This is a genomic window from Paenibacillus sp. JT31N7, from assembly GCF_059692095.1.
Map to the genome: position 1 here is coordinate 1,431,555 of NZ_JCAUAT010000001.1, position 18,537 is coordinate 1,450,091.

23 protein-coding genes and 1 tRNA gene are annotated in these 18,537 nt (G+C 51.5%); 8 read left to right on the plus strand and 16 right to left on the minus strand.

The genetic code is table 11. The annotated features are described in order from the left end of the window. Window positions 1–165 precede the first annotated feature (165 nt). A complete protein-coding gene (locus tag AC58P5_RS06450; protein ID WP_497385273.1) occupies window positions 166–1,560 on the minus strand; it encodes an MFS transporter in 1,395 nt (464 codons plus the stop codon). A 185-nt stretch (window positions 1,561–1,745) separates the two neighbouring features. Here AC58P5_RS06450 and AC58P5_RS06455 point away from each other — a divergent pair, with 185 nt between their 5' ends. Together AC58P5_RS06455 and AC58P5_RS06460 are read left to right on the plus strand one after the other, a co-directional pair. After that, window positions 1,746–3,215, plus strand: a complete 1,470-nt coding sequence (locus AC58P5_RS06455) for an aminotransferase class I/II-fold pyridoxal phosphate-dependent enzyme (protein WP_497385275.1) — start codon at window positions 1,746–1,748, stop codon at window positions 3,213–3,215. 83 nt (window positions 3,216–3,298) lie between these two features. Continuing rightward, window positions 3,299–3,718 carry a DUF1885 family protein gene (locus AC58P5_RS06460; protein WP_497385277.1) on the plus strand — a complete coding sequence of 140 codons (420 nt, stop codon included), beginning with the start codon at window positions 3,299–3,301 and terminating at the stop codon, window positions 3,716–3,718. A 102-nt stretch (window positions 3,719–3,820) separates the two neighbouring features. Here the strand turns inward: AC58P5_RS06460 and AC58P5_RS06465 are convergent, their stop codons facing one another. Both AC58P5_RS06465 and AC58P5_RS06470 read right to left on the minus strand, forming a co-directional pair. Continuing rightward, a complete protein-coding gene (locus AC58P5_RS06465) occupies window positions 3,821–4,138 on the minus strand; it encodes a DUF1292 domain-containing protein (RefSeq protein ID WP_497385279.1) in 318 nt (105 codons plus the stop codon). A 155-nt stretch (window positions 4,139–4,293) separates the two neighbouring features. Then, window positions 4,294–5,259, minus strand: a complete 966-nt coding sequence (locus AC58P5_RS06470; RefSeq protein ID WP_497385280.1) for an alpha/beta hydrolase — start codon at window positions 5,257–5,259, stop codon at window positions 4,294–4,296. Between the two features lie 73 nt (window positions 5,260–5,332). On the opposite strand from AC58P5_RS06470, the gene AC58P5_RS06475 reads away from it, so the two are divergent. Further along, a complete protein-coding gene (locus tag AC58P5_RS06475) occupies window positions 5,333–5,506 on the plus strand; it encodes an aspartyl-phosphate phosphatase Spo0E family protein (RefSeq protein WP_497385281.1) in 174 nt (57 codons plus the stop codon). 32 nt (window positions 5,507–5,538) lie between these two features. On the opposite strand, the gene AC58P5_RS06480 is transcribed toward AC58P5_RS06475, so the two are convergent. Beyond that, entirely contained in the window at window positions 5,539–6,006 is a 468-nt protein-coding gene (locus AC58P5_RS06480; RefSeq protein WP_497385282.1) for a CcdC family protein, read from the minus strand. A gap of 200 nt (window positions 6,007–6,206) precedes the next feature. Between AC58P5_RS06480 and AC58P5_RS06485 the strand changes: the two genes are divergently transcribed. Both AC58P5_RS06485 and AC58P5_RS06490 read left to right on the plus strand, forming a co-directional pair. Beyond that, window positions 6,207–6,950 carry an MBL fold metallo-hydrolase gene (locus AC58P5_RS06485; RefSeq protein ID WP_497385283.1) on the plus strand — a complete coding sequence of 248 codons (744 nt, stop codon included), beginning with the start codon at window positions 6,207–6,209 and terminating at the stop codon, window positions 6,948–6,950. A gap of 166 nt (window positions 6,951–7,116) precedes the next feature. Then, window positions 7,117–8,748 (plus strand): ATP-binding protein, encoded by a 1,632-nt coding sequence (locus AC58P5_RS06490; protein ID WP_497385284.1) that lies wholly within the window; start codon window positions 7,117–7,119, stop codon window positions 8,746–8,748. 3 nt (window positions 8,749–8,751) lie between these two features. On the opposite strand, the gene AC58P5_RS06495 is transcribed toward AC58P5_RS06490, so the two are convergent. Next, window positions 8,752–9,231, minus strand: coding sequence for a GNAT family N-acetyltransferase (locus tag AC58P5_RS06495; RefSeq protein WP_497385286.1), 480 nt, complete (start codon window positions 9,229–9,231; stop codon window positions 8,752–8,754). A 181-nt stretch (window positions 9,232–9,412) separates the two neighbouring features. Between AC58P5_RS06495 and AC58P5_RS06500 the strand changes: the two genes are divergently transcribed. Continuing rightward, the gene (locus AC58P5_RS06500) at window positions 9,413–9,826 is read left to right on the plus strand and encodes a CBS domain-containing protein (protein WP_497385287.1); all 414 of its coding nucleotides are present in this window, start codon (window positions 9,413–9,415) and stop codon (window positions 9,824–9,826) included. Between the two features lie 150 nt (window positions 9,827–9,976). On the opposite strand, the gene AC58P5_RS06505 is transcribed toward AC58P5_RS06500, so the two are convergent. The 6 genes from AC58P5_RS06505 to AC58P5_RS06530 all read right to left on the minus strand — a co-directional run bounded on the left by AC58P5_RS06505 (window position 9,977) and on the right by AC58P5_RS06530 (window position 14,498). Further along, entirely contained in the window at window positions 9,977–10,159 is a 183-nt protein-coding gene (locus AC58P5_RS06505) for a hypothetical protein (RefSeq protein WP_497385288.1), read from the minus strand. A gap of 191 nt (window positions 10,160–10,350) precedes the next feature. After that, window positions 10,351–10,977 carry a hypothetical protein gene (locus tag AC58P5_RS06510; RefSeq protein WP_497385289.1) on the minus strand — a complete coding sequence of 209 codons (627 nt, stop codon included), beginning with the start codon at window positions 10,975–10,977 and terminating at the stop codon, window positions 10,351–10,353. A gap of 29 nt (window positions 10,978–11,006) precedes the next feature. Then, window positions 11,007–11,648 (minus strand): superoxide dismutase family protein, encoded by a 642-nt coding sequence (locus AC58P5_RS06515; RefSeq protein ID WP_497385290.1) that lies wholly within the window; start codon window positions 11,646–11,648, stop codon window positions 11,007–11,009. Between the two features lie 250 nt (window positions 11,649–11,898). Beyond that, a complete protein-coding gene (gene glpK, locus AC58P5_RS06520) occupies window positions 11,899–13,389 on the minus strand; it encodes a glycerol kinase GlpK (protein WP_497385291.1) in 1,491 nt (496 codons plus the stop codon). A 279-nt stretch (window positions 13,390–13,668) separates the two neighbouring features. Continuing rightward, window positions 13,669–14,055 carry a VOC family protein gene (locus tag AC58P5_RS06525; RefSeq protein ID WP_497385292.1) on the minus strand — a complete coding sequence of 129 codons (387 nt, stop codon included), beginning with the start codon at window positions 14,053–14,055 and terminating at the stop codon, window positions 13,669–13,671. Window positions 14,056–14,261: 206 nt separating this feature from the next. Continuing rightward, window positions 14,262–14,498, minus strand: a complete 237-nt coding sequence (locus tag AC58P5_RS06530) for a hypothetical protein (protein ID WP_497385294.1) — start codon at window positions 14,496–14,498, stop codon at window positions 14,262–14,264. Between the two features lie 209 nt (window positions 14,499–14,707). On the opposite strand from AC58P5_RS06530, the gene AC58P5_RS06535 reads away from it, so the two are divergent. Beyond that, window positions 14,708–14,905 carry a hypothetical protein gene (locus AC58P5_RS06535; protein ID WP_497385295.1) on the plus strand — a complete coding sequence of 66 codons (198 nt, stop codon included), beginning with the start codon at window positions 14,708–14,710 and terminating at the stop codon, window positions 14,903–14,905. 102 nt (window positions 14,906–15,007) lie between these two features. On the opposite strand, the gene AC58P5_RS06540 is transcribed toward AC58P5_RS06535, so the two are convergent. Next, window positions 15,008–15,208: a DUF4177 domain-containing protein gene (locus AC58P5_RS06540; protein ID WP_042232542.1), complete on the minus strand. Its 201-nt coding sequence runs from the start codon at window positions 15,206–15,208 to the stop codon at window positions 15,008–15,010. Window positions 15,209–15,254: 46 nt separating this feature from the next. Beyond that, window positions 15,255–15,443, minus strand: a complete 189-nt coding sequence (locus tag AC58P5_RS06545) for a hypothetical protein (protein ID WP_497385296.1) — start codon at window positions 15,441–15,443, stop codon at window positions 15,255–15,257. A gap of 1,424 nt (window positions 15,444–16,867) precedes the next feature. On the opposite strand from AC58P5_RS06545, the gene AC58P5_RS06550 reads away from it, so the two are divergent. Continuing rightward, window positions 16,868–17,047, plus strand: a complete 180-nt coding sequence (locus AC58P5_RS06550) for a hypothetical protein (RefSeq protein ID WP_497385297.1) — start codon at window positions 16,868–16,870, stop codon at window positions 17,045–17,047. Between the two features lie 28 nt (window positions 17,048–17,075). Here AC58P5_RS06550 and AC58P5_RS06555 read toward each other — a convergent pair whose 3' ends face one another. The 3 genes from AC58P5_RS06555 to AC58P5_RS06565 form a co-directional block, all read right to left on the minus strand. Continuing rightward, the gene (locus AC58P5_RS06555; protein ID WP_497386039.1) at window positions 17,076–17,243 is read right to left on the minus strand and encodes a DNA methyltransferase; all 168 of its coding nucleotides are present in this window, start codon (window positions 17,241–17,243) and stop codon (window positions 17,076–17,078) included. A gap of 96 nt (window positions 17,244–17,339) precedes the next feature. Beyond that, window positions 17,340–17,412: transfer RNA gene (locus tag AC58P5_RS06560), tRNA-Val, on the minus strand. A gap of 146 nt (window positions 17,413–17,558) precedes the next feature. Beyond that, window positions 17,559–18,500 (minus strand): alpha/beta hydrolase, encoded by a 942-nt coding sequence (locus tag AC58P5_RS06565; protein WP_497385298.1) that lies wholly within the window; start codon window positions 18,498–18,500, stop codon window positions 17,559–17,561. Window positions 18,501–18,537 lie beyond the last annotated feature (37 nt).

Below are 18,537 nucleotides of genomic sequence, written 5' to 3' on the forward strand. Positions count from 1 at the left end.
ATGTATCTGCCCCCGATGTGTACACCTCCTCCTCCTGCGCCGAATCATTACAGGGGCTTGCCCTCGGGAATCTGGCTTCGCCCCATTAAAAAAAGCCCCGCAGCGAAGGCGGGACTTTCGGGACGCCCTTCGGCAGAGGAGCCTCAAGAAGCGATCCACGCCGGCTCAGCCGGTATAGGGTGCGGTACTCCCCCCGCTCTTAGCCAAAATCCTCCACTGGAGCACAAGCAGAAGCAGCAGCACCGATCCGCTCACCGTAAAGGGCACGGACGGGCCGAACGCATCCCACAGCTTGCCGGAAACGATGGGGCCCACGATCATGCCGAGCCCTTCAATGGTCAGGAAAAAGCCCCAGACGGCGCCTCTCTTCTCTTTGGGCACACAGGACGCGATCAGGGCATTCCAGGACGGAATGATAAGCGCGTAGCCGATTCCTAGCAGCCCGACGACGGCATAAACGGCTCCGAGCTGCCTGATAAATCCGAGCGCCAGCAGAGAGACCGAGCTAAAAATAAGCCCGGCGGTCAGCAGTCCTTTGATGCCCTTGCGGTCCACGAGCTTTCCGACCGGAACGAGCAGGGCTACTGCCGCTCCGCCCCCGAGAATGAGCAGCATGCTGTACTGACCCGGCGAAAGATGCAGAACTTCACGGGCATACAGCGTCAGGATAGGAGTGAGAACTCCGAGCGCGAACGTCTGGATGAACATCGCCGGAAACAGCAGCCGGCTGACCTTCATCTCCCGCAGTGAGGCGCGGACTTCCCGCATGTAGAGGCGCACGCGCTCCCCGAGCGGCTGCTTGTCCGCGGCCGGCATAACTGCCGCACTGCCCGAGTCTCCTCCAGCCGCGGCTGCGGTGACGGCCTCCCCGAGGGGATCGCCGCCCGCTTCCATCGCCGCGCCCGCCGGGAATGCGGCGCCGGCCGGAGCATGCCGGCTCACTTCCGCACGTCCTTCCCCGCCTTCGCGGAGCAGCGGTTTGCGCGGCAGAAACAGGGCGATCAGCAGAACAACGCCCATGGAAATGAGCAGCAGCCGGTAGGCCGGGCCGTAATTCGACCCGTGAATAAAGAAATTGATCACGACAGGCCCGAGGCCCGTACCGCTGAGCCATGCCATGTAGACCACGCTCATGATCGTTCCTTTCGCCTTGTCTCCCGCGACCTCGGTCGTTCCCGCTATGACGGCCGGCCACAGCGGGGCCGTACCGACGCCCAGCATGGCGCATGCCGCCACCATCCAGGCGTGATGCGTGAAGGTCGCCATGATCAGCACGGAGCTCCCCGAGAGCAGAATGCCGATCAGCATGGACAGCCGGTAGCCGGCTTTGTCGATCAGCCATCCGACCGGCGTACGGAACACGTTGTCCCCGATATACTGGGCGGCCAGAGACCAGCCTATGACGAACGCCGTCGCACCCAGGACCGTTTTCATATAAACGGGCAGAATCGTCAGTAGGAGCGCCCCCTTCACGAATTCCACCACAAACATTATAACCAGCAGCTGTACGACAAAGGGCGTGGCCGCCCCCGCCTTCCTTTTCCAACCCGCCAGATTCATCACAATATCTCTCGCCCCTCTCTTGCAGCGTTCTTTTGTTAGGTTTTCCCCAGGATGGACAAACTATTTTCAAAAAATATACTTGCATGCCCGTCCGTTTTTGTTATACTCTATTTTGTTTGTTCAATCTCGTGATTCGTATCAGCGATTCGCAGAAATTCCACGCAGAAGGGAAGGGTTGCCGGATGGATCAACATCGCACACCCCTATTCTCGGCCTTGCGCACGCATGCAGAGAAAAATCCGATCCAGTTCCATATTCCAGGTCACAAAAAAGGAGTCGGGATGGACCCTGAGTACCGGGAATTTCTCGGCGAAAACGCACTGTCCATCGATTTGATCAATATCGCACCGCTGGATGACCTTCACCAGCCCACAGGCGTTATCGAAGAAGCCCAGAAACTCGCTGCCCACGCTTTCGGCGCGGAGCATACCTTCTTCTCCGTCCAGGGCACGAGCGGCGCCATCATGACCATGATCATGTCGGTAGCCGGTCAGGGGGATAAAATCATCGTACCGCGGAATGTGCATAAATCCGTGCTGGCCGCTATCATTTTCGCCGGAATCAAACCGGTCTTCATATCGCCCGCCCGTGACGCAAACCTCGGGATCGATCACGGAATTACGACCAAGTCCGTACGCCGCGCGCTGGAGAAACATCCGGACGCCAAAGGGGTCCTGGTAATCAACCCTACCTACTACGGCGTATGCACGCACTTGAAAGAGATTGTCGATCTCGTTCACAGCTACGACATTCCCGTTCTGGTCGACGAGGCGCACGGGGTGCTTATCCATTTTCATGATAAACTTCCGATGTCCGCAATGGAAGCGGGCGCCGATATGGCGGCTACAAGCGTACATAAGCTCGGCGGCTCTCTAACGCAAAGCTCCGTGCTGAATGTACAGGGAAGCCGCGTAAACCCCAAGCGCATTCAGACGATCATGAGTATGATGACGACGACTTCGACCTCATATATCCTGCTCGCTTCGCTGGATACCGCCCGCCGCCATCTGGCCTTGAACGGCCATGAACTGGCGGAACGCACTATCGCCCTGGCCGAATACGCACGCAGCGAAATCAACAAGATCCCCGGCCTGTACTCATTCGGGGAAGAAATTCTCGGCACGGAAGCCACGTACGCTTACGATGCGACCAAAGTGACGGTTCATATCCGTCATCTCGGACTAACGGGCTACGATGTGGAAAACTGGCTCCGAGACCGCTATAACATCGAGGTTGAGATGAGCGACATGTACAACATCCTGTGTCTTGTCACGCCTGGCGATACTTCAGATAACATCGACGTGCTTCTGCAGGCGCTGCGCGAATTGTCCGCCGAGCACTATACCGGCAATGCCGAAGACGATCTGATCGTGATCATCCCGGAAATACCGCAGCTTTCCCTGATCCCCCGCGACGCCTTCTACGGCGATACGGAGGTGGTTCCGTTCAAGGAATCGGCGGGAAGAATCATTGCCGAATTCATCTACGTGTACCCGCCGGGTATTCCGATTCTGCTGCCGGGTGAAGTGATCTCGCAGGAAAACATCGACTACATTGTGGAACACGTCGAAGTCGGGCTGCCCGTAAAAGGACCGGAAGACCGCAGCTGCCAGTTCGTCAAAGTCATCGTGGAAACGCAGCCGATTTTCTAATTCTGCTCCAAGCGGCACAAGATTGTCAAAATTGTCCACGGATGCTATGATGTGGGGGATTGCAGTTTTGGAGGTGCCAAGCAATGAGTCAAAGCGCATTTATCCGTTTTGTCACAGGCTCCACAATGACTTCCCCCACCCTGGACGAACTGAAGAACCAGCTCGAGCATTACCGCGAGCAGCTTTCCAGAACCGGCGCCCAGCTGAACTGGGAATACGATTCGGCCGGCTTTCCCTATACGGTCGAGACGAAGCCCGAAGGGGAAGGCAAATGGTTCTATTTGAAAGGAACCACGCCTCGTTACCGCAGCATTGTTCTAGGTGTCGGAAGCGAAGCGCGGGAAGACACTCTTCAGCATTACGTCCAGATCGTTCTTCCGGATACCGCAACCCACGGGGATAAATCCAAAGCCAACGAACTCGGGAAATATTTGGCCCGCCAGTGGAAAGCTCAACTGGACCTGTTCAACGGCCGCACCATGTACTTTAATCCCCGCAAATAACGAACCTTAACGAGAAATGCAGAAATCCCTTCTCCTTATACAGGAAAAGGGATTTTTTATCGTACGCACGCATGCCGTACGTATGTATGCCGGATACGGAACCTATTCGCGTTCTTCTTCCGCGATAATCTGATTGTAGACCGCTACGACGCGCTCCCATTCAGCTTCATCTTCGATGTTCACCAGGTAGGCGTCATCGTTTTCTTCTTCTATACGGAAGATAACACCGTCTGCTTCGGGATCGTTTCTGTCCAGCAGTACTGCATACAGCTGATCCTGAGAGTCAAATGTGTACACCATGACCATTTCATGCTCTTTGCCTTCTTCGTCCGTTACAATAAACACGCTTTCTTCATGCTCATGGTCGTGATCGTGTCCGCAGCCGCAATCCTGATCATGATCGTGTTTGTGATCGCTCATTGTAGAACCTCGTTTCGTTTTAAATTTGCATCTTTCGATGGTATCGTATCACGGAAAACGGAACAGGTCAAACGCCCGTCCGCACCGGATTTTTCCTTATAAATCCAAGCATTGCAGAATTGCCGGCAGCCCGATTCAAAAGGAAGCAATTGAGGTTAATGGGAATTACAGGATATAATCGCTTCATGGGGATATACTGTTTCTTTGGAAACCGTTTTCTCCAGAAACGCTATAACACGACGGGCATATTCTGCCGATTCTAAATGGTAAGAGCCCACATGAGGCGCTCCGGCCGTCCGCCAGAAATCGAACGCATCCGGATGGCATCTCCACATTTCTTCGGAAGAAGATGGGGGAATTGCGTGATCGTCGCTGCTGTGTATGAAAAAAACGGGCCTCGGATAGATCGCTTCAACCGCCTTAACCGCATCGACCCCCTCGGGATCGATTTTAAGCAGAGGCGGAAAAAGGCGTAAGATAAGCGGAGTAAAAGGAATGTTCGGCAGACCCGACCATACCGGCAAATTTGATTTCAAATATTTTTTGAGATGATGAAACGGACTATCCGCCACTACGGCGGCAACCTTCTCATGTTCGGCCGCCGCCAGAAGAGAGGTCGTCGCTCCCATCGAAAACCCCATCAGACTCACGGCTTCACCGGGATACGCTTCCGCTGCCCAGTCGATGACGCCGAGCAGATCATGCTTTTCGTAGTAGCCTACGGAGGTCATGCTTCCTTGGGACTTCCCGGAATTCCGGAAATCGAACATAATCACACGGAAGCCCGCTGTAACGAGATCCCGCGCTAACGCGAGTGCCGGAAGCCCGCGTTCGAGCCGGTTTCCGGCGTATCCGTGAGACATAATGACGGTCATCGGGTTCTGCCTGACCGCCGTATCGAAAGGAGGAAGATGCCAGCCGCTCAGCAGAATGTCTCCCGTACGGCTGGCTATCTCCACCTCCTCGAAAGCAAGCCCGTAATTCAGGGGCGAGTCGTCGACAGGCTGCCTTTTCGGATGAGTCAGCTGCCAGCCCACATAAGCGGCAATGCCGACCGAAGCAAGAAACCCGGCAATAAGGAGCAGAAGGACGCTCCACACGATCCATATCAATGCTTTCACTCTCCGTACCCTATCTAGTCTGCAGCCGCTGATGTCCGGCTGTATAAATTACGATCATGCAGGAGGAGATCCCGTGCTCACGTCCATGAACCGATCACTTGACCTGGAAATCGAATACCTCAAAAGCGTCCTTACTTATATGGCCGCGCAATACAAATATGAATTGAATCATCCGCGTGTCGTCGAAGTCAGCCAGCAGCTGGACGGCCTCATCGTGGAACAAATGAAAAAACGGGCCGCCTCCTAACCTTATTCAGGCCGTAAAGCGGCTCGTCAGATTCAGCTGTTCATCAGTTTGCGGTACTGCACGTACATAGCCACCCGCCAAGGAAGCAGCATTCCGAACGCCAGGATAAAGAATACGGAGGCCGTCTGGTACACCGTAATGTAATCTTCCACGTACGAATGCAGAAATAAACGAATGGCGAGCAAGATGATCAAAATGATCAAAAACGCTTTGGAACGATGAAGATACACATGATCGCCCTGCTTCGAAAATCCGGATGTCCGGATTAACGGGTAGGCAAACACGACCGCTCCCACCGCGAAAGCGATCAACCCCCAAGTGACCGGTATTCGCGTCAACGGAGCGACAAACATAAGAAACCCCGTGCTCATGCCGATTGGCGGCATTAATATTTTCATCGCGTTTACCGGCCGTTTGGAAGCTTTCATCCGGATGGCAATCACGAGAAGCGCCATGCCGAGCGTACCGAACAGAGAAATCGCGTGTAAATTCGAACCCACTGAGAAAGCCAACTCCTTCCCCTTCCTTCCCTCACCTCGCTGCAAATCTTTCATCCTTTATTATACCACTCCTTGGCTTCGGGAAGAAGCCGTTTTACTTGAATATCACATGGTTTTGACAGATGAAAGCGGTTGAAATCCAACTTTTTCCGTGCTAGAGTGTGGGTAGTACGTTACTCTACAGATCGGAGGCTTATTCTGTGAGCTTGCAGCTGCAAATGATCGGAACCGGCAGTGCGTTTGCCAAGAAATATTTCAACAACAATGCACTTTGGACTTGCAGCGGCTTTACTCTCCTGGTCGATGCCGGGAATACGGCGCCGCGCGCTCTGCATGAGCTGAATATGAAGCCGGATGAACTGGACGCTGTCCTGATTACGCACCTTCACTCCGATCACGTCGGCGGGCTTGAAGAGCTGGCCCTGCAAATGCGTTACGTATACGGGCGAAAGCTCAGACTGCTGCTGCCCGCGGCACTGGAGGCTCCTATCTGGGAACATACCTTAAAGGGCGGAATGGAGAACACCGGAGAAAATTTAAACCGCTTGGCGGATTATTTCGACGTCGAACTGCTTGAAGAAGGCCGGACTTCTGAAATTCATCCGGGATTCCGTATCGAAATTATCCGGACGCCTCATATCTCCGGCAAACCCAGCTTCTCCCTCTTCGTTAACGACACCATTTTCTACAGCGCGGATATGATCTTCCAGCCCGAGCTGCTTTTAAACGAAGTCGTCGGGAAAAGAGACTGCCGCCATATTTTCCACGACTGTCAGTTGGAAGGGCCCGGCGTCGTTCACGCTGCGCTTGAAGAGCTGCTCACGCTCCCCGAGTCGGTCCAGTCCAGGATCCGGCTTATGCACTATGGGGACAGTATGCCCGCTTATATCGGAAAAACGGGAAAGATGTCGTTTATCAAGCAGCATCAAATTTACACTCTATAAGCCGCATCCGTTTAAAGAAACCAGGTGACCTGCCTGGTTTTCGTGTTTTTTAGGAAGACAGGACTAAAGTACTAATCCAAAAACTTTGGCCTTACGCGCTTGTGAGCCCGGCCCCGTTCGTTGGCTCTGCTGCGCGGCACGGCCTTTTTCAAGTGGGGTGGATTGTGTGATTTACAAATGGTTCGTTATCTTCTATGCCTCGGTCATCAGCATCGCTTCGTGGAAGCTCGGTTTGTCCGTTAGTGGATGGCTCCCGCTCAGCCTGCTGTTCCTCGCTGCCGCCGTCCTCGGCCTTAAGAGATCCTCCGTCACCTTTTCAGCCGTCAAACTGGTTCTTCTTACGCTGTTTCACTGGAGCAGCCAAACCGATTGGTGCTTTACCCTTTATTTGCTCCTGCTCGCTTCGGAAGTTTACGAGTCCAAGTCGCGGAAAACCGTCTGGATGCTGGTTACGCTCAATCTCATCACCTTTGCCGTTATCGCGCTGATAACCGCTCCCGCCTTTTCCGTGTATCCGCCACTCTGGATGATTCTGCTTTACTTAAGCAACTTCGCCATCTTTATGGGACTCGCCTTGACCGTATTCAACACATTTAGACAAAGAGACAAACTAGCCGGGGAAAGAAGGCGGCTGATGACCCATGACTCCCTCACAGGTCTGCCCAATTTCGAAGCGTGCCATTCGATGCTCCTTAACCTGGTCGACAAGGAAAGCCGGCTGCTGTTTATCCTGATTGACTGCACGGACCTGAAGGCGATGAACAAAACACAGGGCTTTCACGCGGGCAACCAGATCCTGAAGCAGATCGCGGTTCTGCTGAAAATCAAGTTTTCCCAGGCGGCTTTCATTTCCCGTTACGGAGGAGACGAGTTCGCGGTAGCTGTTACCTATGAGGACAAAGAAACGATGCTGGCCTATGTGGATCAGCAGCTCGGATCCGAACTCCCCAAGTTGACGGGGATTCAAATCACCTACGGTACCGCGGTGCTCCCCGATGACGGATCTTCGAAGGACGATCTTGTGCTGGTCGCGGAAAACAGCCTGTTCAGCATGAAGCGGGAAATGTGGCTGAAACGCGAGGAACACATGCTCCGCTCGGAAAAGCTCAGAATCGTCGGCGAACTCGCTTCCGGCATGGCGCATGAAATCAGGAACCCCCTGACCACCATCAAGGGTTTTCTGCAAATCTCGAAATCGAACGGCTACAACATCGAAACCTGGTATCCTTTGATCATGGACGAAATCAGCAGAATGAGCGAGCTGACCGCCGAATTTCTGCAGTTCTCCAAGCCTCACGCCGTACAGTTCAGGGTACAGTCGATGCAGGCGTGCATTCAGCGCGTGATTTCGCTGACCTTGTCCGAGATATCCCGGCTGGGTCATGAAATCGTGTATCATCCTCCGGAAAAACCGATGAATATTTGGATGGACCAGGATAAAATGGTGCAGCTGCTCATTAATCTCTTTAAAAACGCGTATGAATCTATGGAGGACAATAAAAAAATGGCGATCCGCTTATATGAGCGCGATCACCATGCTGTACTTGAAATCGAAGATCAGGGCAGCGGAATTCCCGTGGAACAGCTGGACCAGATCTTCAACCCCTTCTTTACGACCAAAGACAGCGGAACGGGACTGGGCCTATCCATCTGCCATAAAATTGTTCAGGATCACAACGGTACGATCGAAGTGGAAAGCTTGATCGGCAAAGGCACGACCTTTATTATGACCTTTCCCCTTGCCGAGCCCGAATCGTCCCCCTGCTATCCGCTTAACCGGCGCAAAGACGCGGTGTGAGGCTTATAAAGATTTGACCATTCTTACGTGAGGGATACCGGCGTCGTCGAACGGTTCCCCCGGGATCGTTTCGTACCCGATTTTTTTGTAAAAAGGCTCGGCTTGGCACTGCGCATCCAGAACCGCTCCCTTATAGCCGAGTTCTTTGGCATGGGCTTCCATCGCTTCCACGAGTACGGATCCCAGGCCGGTTCCCCGGTTCGCCTTGAGGACGGCGATGCGCTGCAGTTTCGCCCGGTTTTCTTCAAAAGGCTTCCACCTGGCAGCCGCGATCGCCATCCCCCCTTCTCGGATCAGAAAATGATGACCGCTTTGGTGAGACGCGTCCAGCTCGTCTATTTCAAGTTCCAGCGGCACGTTCTGCTCATCAACGAAGACTTCTTTGCGGACGCTCAAGCATTCTTTAAGCTGTTCGTCCGTCGTAACCCGGATAATTTCCATCTGCCATTGTTCCCCTTTCGTCCAAACGATACGAGATATCATAGCTTATCCGCGCATCCTTGTCCAGACGAAACATCCCCGTATCCGGCCGGTTTTTCTTCTCGGGTCATCCGGTGTTTCTCCAAACTTTCCCCTTCTGCGGATTCGTTTCTGACTCCCCGATATAGTATAATAGATCGTGAGAAATGATAAATTGCGCTTTTTACGCAAAGGAGTATTATTCATGAATATTGCCTTTTTTCTTTTGCCCAAACTTGAAGTGATCACAACGACGATTGATGCCACACTAAGACAAACCCTGGAAAGAATGGAATATCACCGCTATACGGCGGTTCCCATCCTTACAGAGGACGGGAAATATATGGGGACGGTAACCGAGGGCGATCTGCTCTGGTTTTTGAGAAATTCTCCGGGCATTACCTTCGATAACGCCCACAGGCATACTTTGGAGGAGGTTCCCCTCCGGATGAGAAATAAACCGGTACACATTCATGCGAACATGGAAGATCTCATTGATCTTGCCAAGGTGCAGAACTTTGTACCGGTCGTGGATGACGCAGGTAATTTCATCGGAATTGTGCGCCGCAGTGACATTATCGAATACTGTGCCAAGCAAATGTTCCAGGCACCCGTTTAGCGCAAGCTGCGGGATGAAGATGTTCGCGGCCTCTCCTGTCCGGAGAGGTTTTTTTGCATGGAGTCGAATATGTACTAAGACGGGGGGAGTGTGTAGGAAGGAAGGTGGTAGAGTAGGAAGGTTGAGGTCCGAATCCTGCTGACATCCGTGTTAAACGGAAAGAGAGACAAACTCATCCGAAGGTCTGTTCTCGTAACAAGGACGAAGGCTTTCCATACGGTAAGCCGGCTGTTTTTCCGGTTCCTGCTGCCGCTCTTTGGCCAGCCAAGACTCCAAGGATTCGGTACCAAATCCAAGCTGCTTGCTCATGACTCGAATATCGATGTTTCTCATACTCCCTGCTCATCCTCTCTAATCGTCCGGTTCTTGCGGGTCTAGCCCCTGTGAGTAAACAACACTATCATTACTTTATATGGACTTCCGAGAACTGTAAATAAGTGTATCTTGTCGAATTCTCTAAAGAATGAATCAATGGATCTCCCTGTTTTCAGGCAAGAAAAAAAGCCGTTCTCACGGCTTTCACGCTATTGCACCGGTCCCGACGAACCCGATGAGGACTGGCTTTTTCCCACAAATTCACTGGTCCAGTCGATCATGCCGTTCATCAGATACAAGATCAGATTAACGACATCTTTCTCCGTCAAAGACTGGTTCGTCTGCTCGGATACGTATTGGGACGTCTTTCTTTCGAGCTGCTCGACCATGTTTTTAATGACATAAAGATCGTCCGCCATTTCCGATACGGCGGCAGAGCTTCCGCTGCTGCCGGAATTCCCGTTTTGCTGTTGGGAAAAGCCTTGGGCTTGCTGATTTCCGCTGCCTGACGAAGAATCCTGCTGGCTTTGGCCGTCTTGGGACTGGTGCCTTTTACCGGAAGAAGCGCTGCGTCTGGAGGACTGGCTGCCTCCGGCTCCCCCCTGATCTTGATTCTGGTTTTGATTCTGGTCTTGCTGCTGACTTTGTTGCTGCCCGTCGTCCGTACTTTGGCCCGATTCCTGCTGGTCGCCGCCCGAACCGCCCGAGCTATCGCCGGAGTTTTGAGATCCGCCGTTCATAATCATTTTTTTTAATTGTTCAAATTCCACAAGAAGCATATCGTTCTGCTTGGACAGATCGTCCATCTGCTGCTTGAGTTCCTGGGTCTTGATCATGCTTGCTTGCCTCCATCCAGCTTAATCGCCTATTTGCCTTCGGATATCGTGCCGCATGCGATGCGGTTACCCGAATTTCCGGCCGGATCGGACTTCATATCATCCTGCTTTTCATGGATGACCAGCGATGTTCCTCCCTGCTTCAACAACGAATTCGGCTTGTCCTTCTCCAGAGTAAAAGCTTCCGATACCGTATCCAGCTTGGCTTCTCCGTTTGCCTCTGCTTTCAGATTCGGCAGGTCTCCCACGTGAGGACCCTGGGGATTTTCCGTCCCGTGCATTTTGGAGTTGGGGTTGAAATGTCCCCCTGCCGTCTTGAAATCCGGTCCGGCGCATACGCCGCTTTCATGAACATGGATGCCGTGTTCTCCCGGAGCAAGTTTCGTAGCCTGAACCTGGACGCGGACCCCTTTGTTTTCTTGGGTAAACTTTGCCGTTCCGACCACGCTCCCTTGCCCGTCCTTAAGCTCAATCTCGACTCCGGACGAGGACGACGGCGAAGTGGACGGTGCTGCGCCTGGCGAAGCGGAAGGCGCCGTTGCGGCGGTAGGTAATGCCTCCGGAGTAATGGTGGAGTTCGGGCCCGCGCTTTTGTTGTTGCCGCTGCCGCAGCCCGTGATCGCCACTACGGCGGCCGCAGAAAGCAGCAGGGACAGAATTGGTTTTCGCATTATGAAACCTCCTGGTCCGATAATTTAGGATATGCCAACATGTCGCTGCCTAAACGCGGCAGTTTCCTTTTTTCTTACCCGGATTGTCTCCCGGATCAAACTTTTCTGGTAAAAAATAGGAAATTCGTCCTTGCTGCGGAAGCCCGCCCGCTGTTTAGAGGCAGCACAAATAGGTCTCTCCGGTGCCGGCTGCTCAGGCGCAACCTCCGGAGGACCTATTGTAAGAAATAAAATAACGAAAGACGTGGAGTTATTTAAAAGCCATGGCGGCACGCACCGCTTTCTGCCACCCGCTGTACAGCTGTCCGCTGCGTTCCGTCGGCATGCCCGGTTCAAATGTGCCGCCGACCGACCACTGCGCGGCGATTTCGGCGCAATCTTTCCAGTACCCGACGGCCAGGCCCGCCAGATAAGCGGCTCCGAGCGCGGTCGTTTCATTGATAAGCGGCCTCTCGACCGGCACGCCCAGCATGTCGCTCTGAAACTGAAGCAGGAAGTCGTTGGACACGGCCCCGCCGTCCACGCGCAGCTTCTTCAGCTTCGTATGGGCGTCCGCCTCCATCGCCGCGAGCACATCCTTCGTCTGGTAGGCGAGCGCTTCCAGAGTCGCCCGGATAAAATGCTCCTTGGTCGTGCCGCGCGTCAGCCCGAAAACGGCTCCCTTCACGTCGCTGTCCCAGTAGGGAGTTCCCAGCCCCACAAAAGCAGGGACCACGTAAACGCCGTCCGTCGATTCTACGCGGGCCGCATACGTTTCGGTGTCTTTGGCTGACTTGATCATCCGCAGCCCGTCACGGAGCCACTGGATGGCCGAGCCGGCAACGAAGATGCTCCCTTCGAGGGCATATTGGACCTTGCCGTCCAATCCCCAGGCAATTGTTGTCAGCAGCCCGTGGCTGGATGTCACGGCTTGCTCTCCGGTATTCATCAGCATAAAGCAGCCCGTGCCGTATGTATTTTTAGCCATGCCTTTGTCAAAACAAGCCTGCCCGAACAAAGCCGCCTGCTGGTCTCCCGCGACGCCAGACACCGGCACTTTCGCGCCGAAGAAATGAGATTCGCTCGTATAGGCGTATACTTCGGATGAGGAGCGGACTTCGGGCAGCATGCCAGCCGGAATCGTCAGCAGCTCCAGCAATTCTTCGTCCCAGCGCAGCTCGTGGATGTTGAACATCAGAGTCCGCGATGCGTTGGTATAATCCGTTACGTGGGCTTCCCCGACCGTCAGCCGCCAGATGAGCCACGTATCGACGGTACCGAAAAGAAGCTCCCCGCGCTCCGCCTTCTCCCTGGCACCTTCCACATGATCGAGAATCCATTTTACCTTGGTTCCGGAAAAATAAGCGTCCAGCAGGAGTCCCGTTTTATCGCGGAACTTCTCCTCCAGTCCCAGCTGCTTAAGCTCGTCGCAAATTTGCTGGGTTTGTCTGGACTGCCAGACGATGGCATTATACACGGGCTCGCCCGTTCTTTTATCCCAGACGACGGCGGTTTCGCGTTGGTTGGTGATGCCGATGCCCGCCACCTGCTCCGGCTTTATTCCGGATTCAATTAAACAGGTGGCGACGACGGCCAGAACCGAAGCCCAAATTTCGTTGGCGTTATGCTCAACCCATCCCGGCTGCGGGAAATACTGGGGAAACTCCTGCTGGGCGGTATGGACGATTTGACCTTCGTGATTAAACAGAATCGCCCGGGAACTGGTGGTCCCCTGATCGATGGACATAATATAAGACGACATAAGTCCGCTCCTCCCTACCTGCTGTCTGAACAGCCTTTGTCGGCCCTGGGCCGTATCATTTCGCAAATCTGCAGAGACCTCTGGCCGAAGGCCGCAAAAAAAGAGATCCACGACAAACCAACCGGATTGCAAAATCCGATGCTTCGTATGAATCTCCATAGTCTCCGTCACAGTTATTAACTTTCTTGTAGCATAACGCGGAATAAAAACGCTGTCAACATCCGGTCAACGCCCGGATTTTTTTAAACGACCGTAACGAATCAGAAAAATCCGGGAAGGCTAAGCTCTCGTGCTCTGAAAAAATTCCACCCATTCGCCGTCCGGCCCGTGAAAAAAGAAATAACGCGATCCGTTCGGCAGCGTTGTAATTTCCGTATCGATCATCACGACAGCCGTCTTCCGGATCCGCTCCAATTCCGCTTCGATGTCGTCAACCGTAAAAGCCAGATGATGGACCCGGCCCTCTTCCGTTAAGGTTCCGCCGTATCCTTCGATCAACTCGACTTCCGTTTCGCCTTTGGCATCGAACCCAAGAAACGCCAGCTTCATCGCCCCATTGGTCACGGTATCTTTCAGTTTCAATCCTACGACGGATTCGTAAAACGAAATCGACTTTTCCATATCGGTAACCATTACACCTACATGCTCCAATTTTGTAACCGCCATCTTTTCTGCTCCTCTCGGTATGACAACCTTCTTTCTGTCCTTATTTTGGGACAAAACAAAGGCCGAAGCAAGTTTTCCTCCTGATTTTCTTTGTTATTTTTCCGCAACGCAAAAAAGCCGCTTCGTCTTCGAGCGGGATTCCTTCATGAGCTATTTAATTTTCCGGTTAAACGTCCGTGAACATTAAAAAAAGCGTTCGGTGCGCTTCAATCGCCACCGCCGCCTCCCCCGTCTCCGCCTCCGGAACAATCGCTGCCTCCTCCGCTTCCGCTGTCACAATCGGAACCGCCCCCCCAGAAGCTCCAGCCGGAATCCGTGTAACCGCTGCTTCCGGAATCGGAAGAATGATGCTTGTTTTTGCGCTTCTTCGGCGGATCATAAACGCTAGTGACCAATCTAAGGACAATAAAGACGATTACGGCGAACCAGACTACCATTATCATAATTTTTCACCCTTTCTCTTGTTCTTCCTTCTGTTTTCATTATAAAACAGCCTTCCGCTTATTGCAACAAAATTATCTGAATATTTAGACAATTAATTCAAAGCGGTTTAAATTAGCTCCGGAACGGTTAACTTAAAGAGACGAAACCGGTTCCCCGGTTTGTCACATCGAAGCGTACATTCACTTTATTTCGAAGGGAGTTTTCCTACATGGAAAAGCGATCGAACGAGGATGTCGGCATCTATAATGAAACTTCCAATACAGCGGGCGGCATCAATACCCCTCCGGACCGTGAGGACAAAGCCGCAACCGATCCCGTGAGCGATGTTGTCGAGGAGATTATGGACAACCTTTCCGGCGACCATCCGGCCGATCCTTCCTCTGAGAAACCCGCAGATAAGCGTTAATTGACCGAGCAGTCGAATGCCTTCCCATTTTGTTAAAAAGCCCTCCAAAACCGTTTCTCAAGCGGCTGGAGGGCTTTTTAGGATACGCCTATGAGGTTCAAATTAAAATAGCTTTCTTTTAAATACACAGATCACTTCTTTGGAAGATCCTTGATGCTGGCTTGTGTCAAAGCAGGAAATCAGTTCCCAGCCTTGGGCCCCCATTTCGTTCAAATCTTGATCAAACTCGTCAAGGTCCAATTTCCCGCCCACAAAAAAACCTTTTGTAAAAAATTTCAGCGTCTGATATTCCCAGCGTTCCATCCTCTGTCTTCCCTTCTCTTTATAAATCAGACCGCTTCTTGGCCGCCTATTTCTCTACCGCCAGTCTAAGCGATAAAAGAGCAAGCACGACGGTCAGCGGCGTCATAAACAGCTTTTCCGGACCCGAGATCGAGGCCAGATTGCCGGTCGGTTCAGAACCATGAACCAAGAGCATACCTGCATGTATGACCAGCAGGAGATTGCCTGCCAGCCGTGAAAACATTATCCTCCCCATTCCGGTGCCCCGCTTTCAAACTCTCGATTCTTGCAGGTCTTACAAGCTGTTTATCCTACGTTTAAAGGCGAAACCCCCTTATAAAGTAAGGATTTTTTCTTAAATGGCCTGAGCAGGGCTCAAACCTGCCCCATCCACCCTGGCAAGATGACAATTTAAACTTTCGCGGTCTTTCCCGAATGCTAAATAACCAGTCGTATCGCTGTTTTCAGCTTAAACCAGCTTGTCACAATAATCTATCCCTAACAATTGCTTCTTTTTGTATGTCAAAAGTATCGCAAAACTCTATGAAACGATAGTGGCTAGCGATTTACATTTCATATTGCCTGCTTTACATAATTTCAAGCCCTCGTTTATTCGTTGTTATACCTTGATGGCTGATCAACAATGACTACGACATAAAAAATGTTGGGAACTGTTGCACAATCCCTCTGCTCCTTACGTCAGCCATCTCAAGCGCCTGCGATTCGATTACATCGTTAAGCGCGACATTTTCCTCCTAGTTTTTCATTAGCCGTGGAGAAACTTCTTTGCCGAGAAGTCTTATTGGTCCCCGCCTTTTCAAACGGACCTTTCTATATACATATCTGATTTCAAGAAATGATGACTTTGCCTTCATACTCGCCCGCACTTATCCTCGCAAACAATCATAGGATATATCATCTCAAAAGAAAGGGTGATAGAATTGGCAAATCAAGATGTAAGACTCCAGCTTTTCTCCGGCAATAATTTTACAAATCGGCGGATTGTTCTTAGACGTGGAGGTGTAGCGATTCGGGATTTGGGAGCCTTTCGTTTTGATAACGTTCTTTCCAGTTTCCGTCTAAGAAATGTTTCAACCACGGATTCTGTGACATTGGTTTTGTTTTCACGCATTAATTTCCAAGGATCTTTTCGCGTGTTTCGAGGAAGTCAAAGTGTAGCAAATCTAGGAAACTTCAACTTCAATAATATAACGTCTTCCTTGATTTTAGTAGGGCGCAACCTTACTAATTCGCAAATTCAACAGATTCAAAGTACCGGTAACCCTCCTCGTGATATTTTGGTAATCAGACAATAACAGATCGATTTGAACTTTACTTTTAAAAACAAACCCAACATGTATTCCTAAATGCCGCCTAGACATTTTGGGTTTGATCTTGTTCTCTTTTCAAAATCCCTATAAACGGCGAAAAACCCTTACTGAGTAAGGGTTTTTCCTGTATAACCTGCGCCGGGCTCGAACCGACGACCCCCTTCACCAATTACATCTGCATTCGTTCCCCCAAACCAATTTCTAAACACTAGCTTGTTTATATAAATTTCTTTCACTGCCTTAGCTGCATGAAATGACCCTCCCATATATTTCTGGCCTGTCCAAAATTCCTTAAATTAGCTATACATGCCAAATTCTGTTTTATATAATAAAACCGGAGGTGATAATCATGTATAGTAATATGACTAATAATTTTTTGACCTATGATCGCCCGCAACATCGTACTGACAATGATCCGGATATTTATAATCGGTACAAAAACTTTTTAATGTTTGTTGGTTTTGATGCTGCTGAGGCAGATCTAGAGGTCGCATATTTTATGAATGCCGTCTTTGATACGTTGGACTGAGGAAACTCAGTCTGTCATCCCATGTTCCTCAATATTCAGAATGTCCGTCATTTAAAAAATCAGTCGATCCTCTTCCTGAACAGTTATCAAGGACAAGGTCCTGTTCCTCGATAGAGGTCCTAATGAGGAATTGAAGAAGCTCAACCGGTTTTTGGTTAGGATGTATCCTACGCGTTAATAGGTAAAATACACACATCAAACTTCGGGATCAGGATCTTTTATCCACAAATTGCTCTTTTCAAACTCCCCATAAAAGGCGAAAAACCCTTACAGAGTAAGGGTTTTTCTTGTATGACCTGAGCCGGGCTCGAACCGACGACCCCCACCCTGTCAAGATGGTGCTCTCCCAGCTGAGCTATCAAGTCGTGTTTGTAAAATCTTCAGTTGTCTTAGTGACAAGTAGTATAATACCAAGGATTATCGGCACTGTCAACACTTTTTTATAAAACATTTACAAAGTTGCTCCACCCTATCGCCGAATTAAAAAGGCCCCTGCCGGGGCCCGTATTTCTTACTCCGTCGGTACCACTCTGCTTTTCAAAAATTGCAGCGTATGTTCGATGGCCTGCTCCAGCTCCCCGGAAGTACCCGCAAACGGATGAACCGTATTGAACGAATGATTGGCGCCGGGAATTTGAATCCACTGGACTTTCGGCTGGTTCTCTACAAGTTTCTCGGAGCCTGCCCTCAGATTGGCATGGTCTTCCTCGCCCTGTATGAGCACAACCGGGAACACGGCTCCCCGCATCCGTTCCAGGATATTGAATTCCTCCTTGCGGGCCTCCAGATCGTCCAGGATGACCTTATCGAGCGGCATCTGCTGCTTAGTTCTCGCGTTAGCGATATAAGTGCGTCCTTCGCTGCGCAGCTGCTCCTTGCCGGCCTCGTCGAAAATATCCACCTGCGTGATTCCGTTCCAGCTGATAACTCCCGCAATCTCCGTAGGATGATCCAGCGCGTAGATCAGACTTACGCCCGCCCCGCGGCTGTGACCGAGCAAAAAGACCGGAAGTTTATTAACCGGGTTAGCGGAGCCCCTATGCTGATGTTCCTCGTTCGAAAGATTGATCCCCCTGCTGTGATGAGGATAAAATACAACGGGCTTCTGACGATCCGATTTCAGCAGCTTGTTTTTAAAGTCCCACTCGTCCGTGAGGACGGAGATCAGGGTCGACAAGTCGTCCAATTCACGGCTGTACGTGTTCTTCGCAAACTTCTCCAGTTCACTGAATGACTGTCCGTCTTCTCCCACTCCGTTATGTGTAAAATCAAACGTAATGACATCCACGTCCTGGGCCAGTTTCGCAGCCGCGTAAGGGAACATTCCCCAGTTCTTAAATCCCTTAAAGCCGTGCGAGACAATGAGAATGCCCCTCGCTATAGAAGACGCCGGATAAAAATCTCCGCGAATGACATTGCTCTGATCCATTACGATCTCAAACGGTATCGCCATAGTAACGCCTCCCCGTTTATTGGTTTTACTATACCCT

What these genes read in the sequence shown, in the direction of transcription:
- AC58P5_RS06555 (WP_497386039.1), bottom strand. Translation starts at nt 17,243, where the DNA reads ATGTGTGTATTTTACCTATTAACGCGTAGGATACATCCTAACCAAAAA.
- AC58P5_RS06540 (WP_042232542.1), bottom strand. Translation starts at nt 15,208, where the DNA reads ATGGAACGCTGGGAATATCAGACGCTGAAATTTTTTACAAAAGGTTTT.
- AC58P5_RS06545 (WP_497385296.1), bottom strand. Translation starts at nt 15,443, where the DNA reads ATGGGGAGGATAATGTTTTCACGGCTGGCAGGCAATCTCCTGCTGGTC.
- AC58P5_RS06495 (WP_497385286.1), bottom strand. Translation starts at nt 9,231, where the DNA reads ATGATATCTCGTATCGTTTGGACGAAAGGGGAACAATGGCAGATGGAA.
- AC58P5_RS06465 (WP_497385279.1), bottom strand. Translation starts at nt 4,138, where the DNA reads ATGAGCGATCACAAACACGATCATGATCAGGATTGCGGCTGCGGACAC.
- AC58P5_RS06565 (WP_497385298.1), bottom strand. Translation starts at nt 18,500, where the DNA reads ATGGCGATACCGTTTGAGATCGTAATGGATCAGAGCAATGTCATTCGC.
- AC58P5_RS06450 (WP_497385273.1), bottom strand. Translation starts at nt 1,560, where the DNA reads ATGAATCTGGCGGGTTGGAAAAGGAAGGCGGGGGCGGCCACGCCCTTT.
- AC58P5_RS06525 (WP_497385292.1), bottom strand. Translation starts at nt 14,055, where the DNA reads ATGGCGGTTACAAAATTGGAGCATGTAGGTGTAATGGTTACCGATATG.
- AC58P5_RS06510 (WP_497385289.1), bottom strand. Translation starts at nt 10,977, where the DNA reads ATGATCAAGACCCAGGAACTCAAGCAGCAGATGGACGATCTGTCCAAG.
- glpK (WP_497385291.1), bottom strand. Translation starts at nt 13,389, where the DNA reads ATGTCGTCTTATATTATGTCCATCGATCAGGGGACCACCAGTTCCCGG.
- AC58P5_RS06455 (WP_497385275.1), top strand. Translation starts at nt 1,746, where the DNA reads ATGGATCAACATCGCACACCCCTATTCTCGGCCTTGCGCACGCATGCA.
- AC58P5_RS06530 (WP_497385294.1), bottom strand. Translation starts at nt 14,498, where the DNA reads ATGATAATGGTAGTCTGGTTCGCCGTAATCGTCTTTATTGTCCTTAGA.
- AC58P5_RS06505 (WP_497385288.1), bottom strand. Translation starts at nt 10,159, where the DNA reads ATGAGAAACATCGATATTCGAGTCATGAGCAAGCAGCTTGGATTTGGT.
- AC58P5_RS06535 (WP_497385295.1), top strand. Translation starts at nt 14,708, where the DNA reads ATGGAAAAGCGATCGAACGAGGATGTCGGCATCTATAATGAAACTTCC.
- AC58P5_RS06550 (WP_497385297.1), top strand. Translation starts at nt 16,868, where the DNA reads ATGTATAGTAATATGACTAATAATTTTTTGACCTATGATCGCCCGCAA.
- AC58P5_RS06515 (WP_497385290.1), bottom strand. Translation starts at nt 11,648, where the DNA reads ATGCGAAAACCAATTCTGTCCCTGCTGCTTTCTGCGGCCGCCGTAGTG.
- AC58P5_RS06460 (WP_497385277.1), top strand. Translation starts at nt 3,299, where the DNA reads ATGAGTCAAAGCGCATTTATCCGTTTTGTCACAGGCTCCACAATGACT.
- AC58P5_RS06500 (WP_497385287.1), top strand. Translation starts at nt 9,413, where the DNA reads ATGAATATTGCCTTTTTTCTTTTGCCCAAACTTGAAGTGATCACAACG.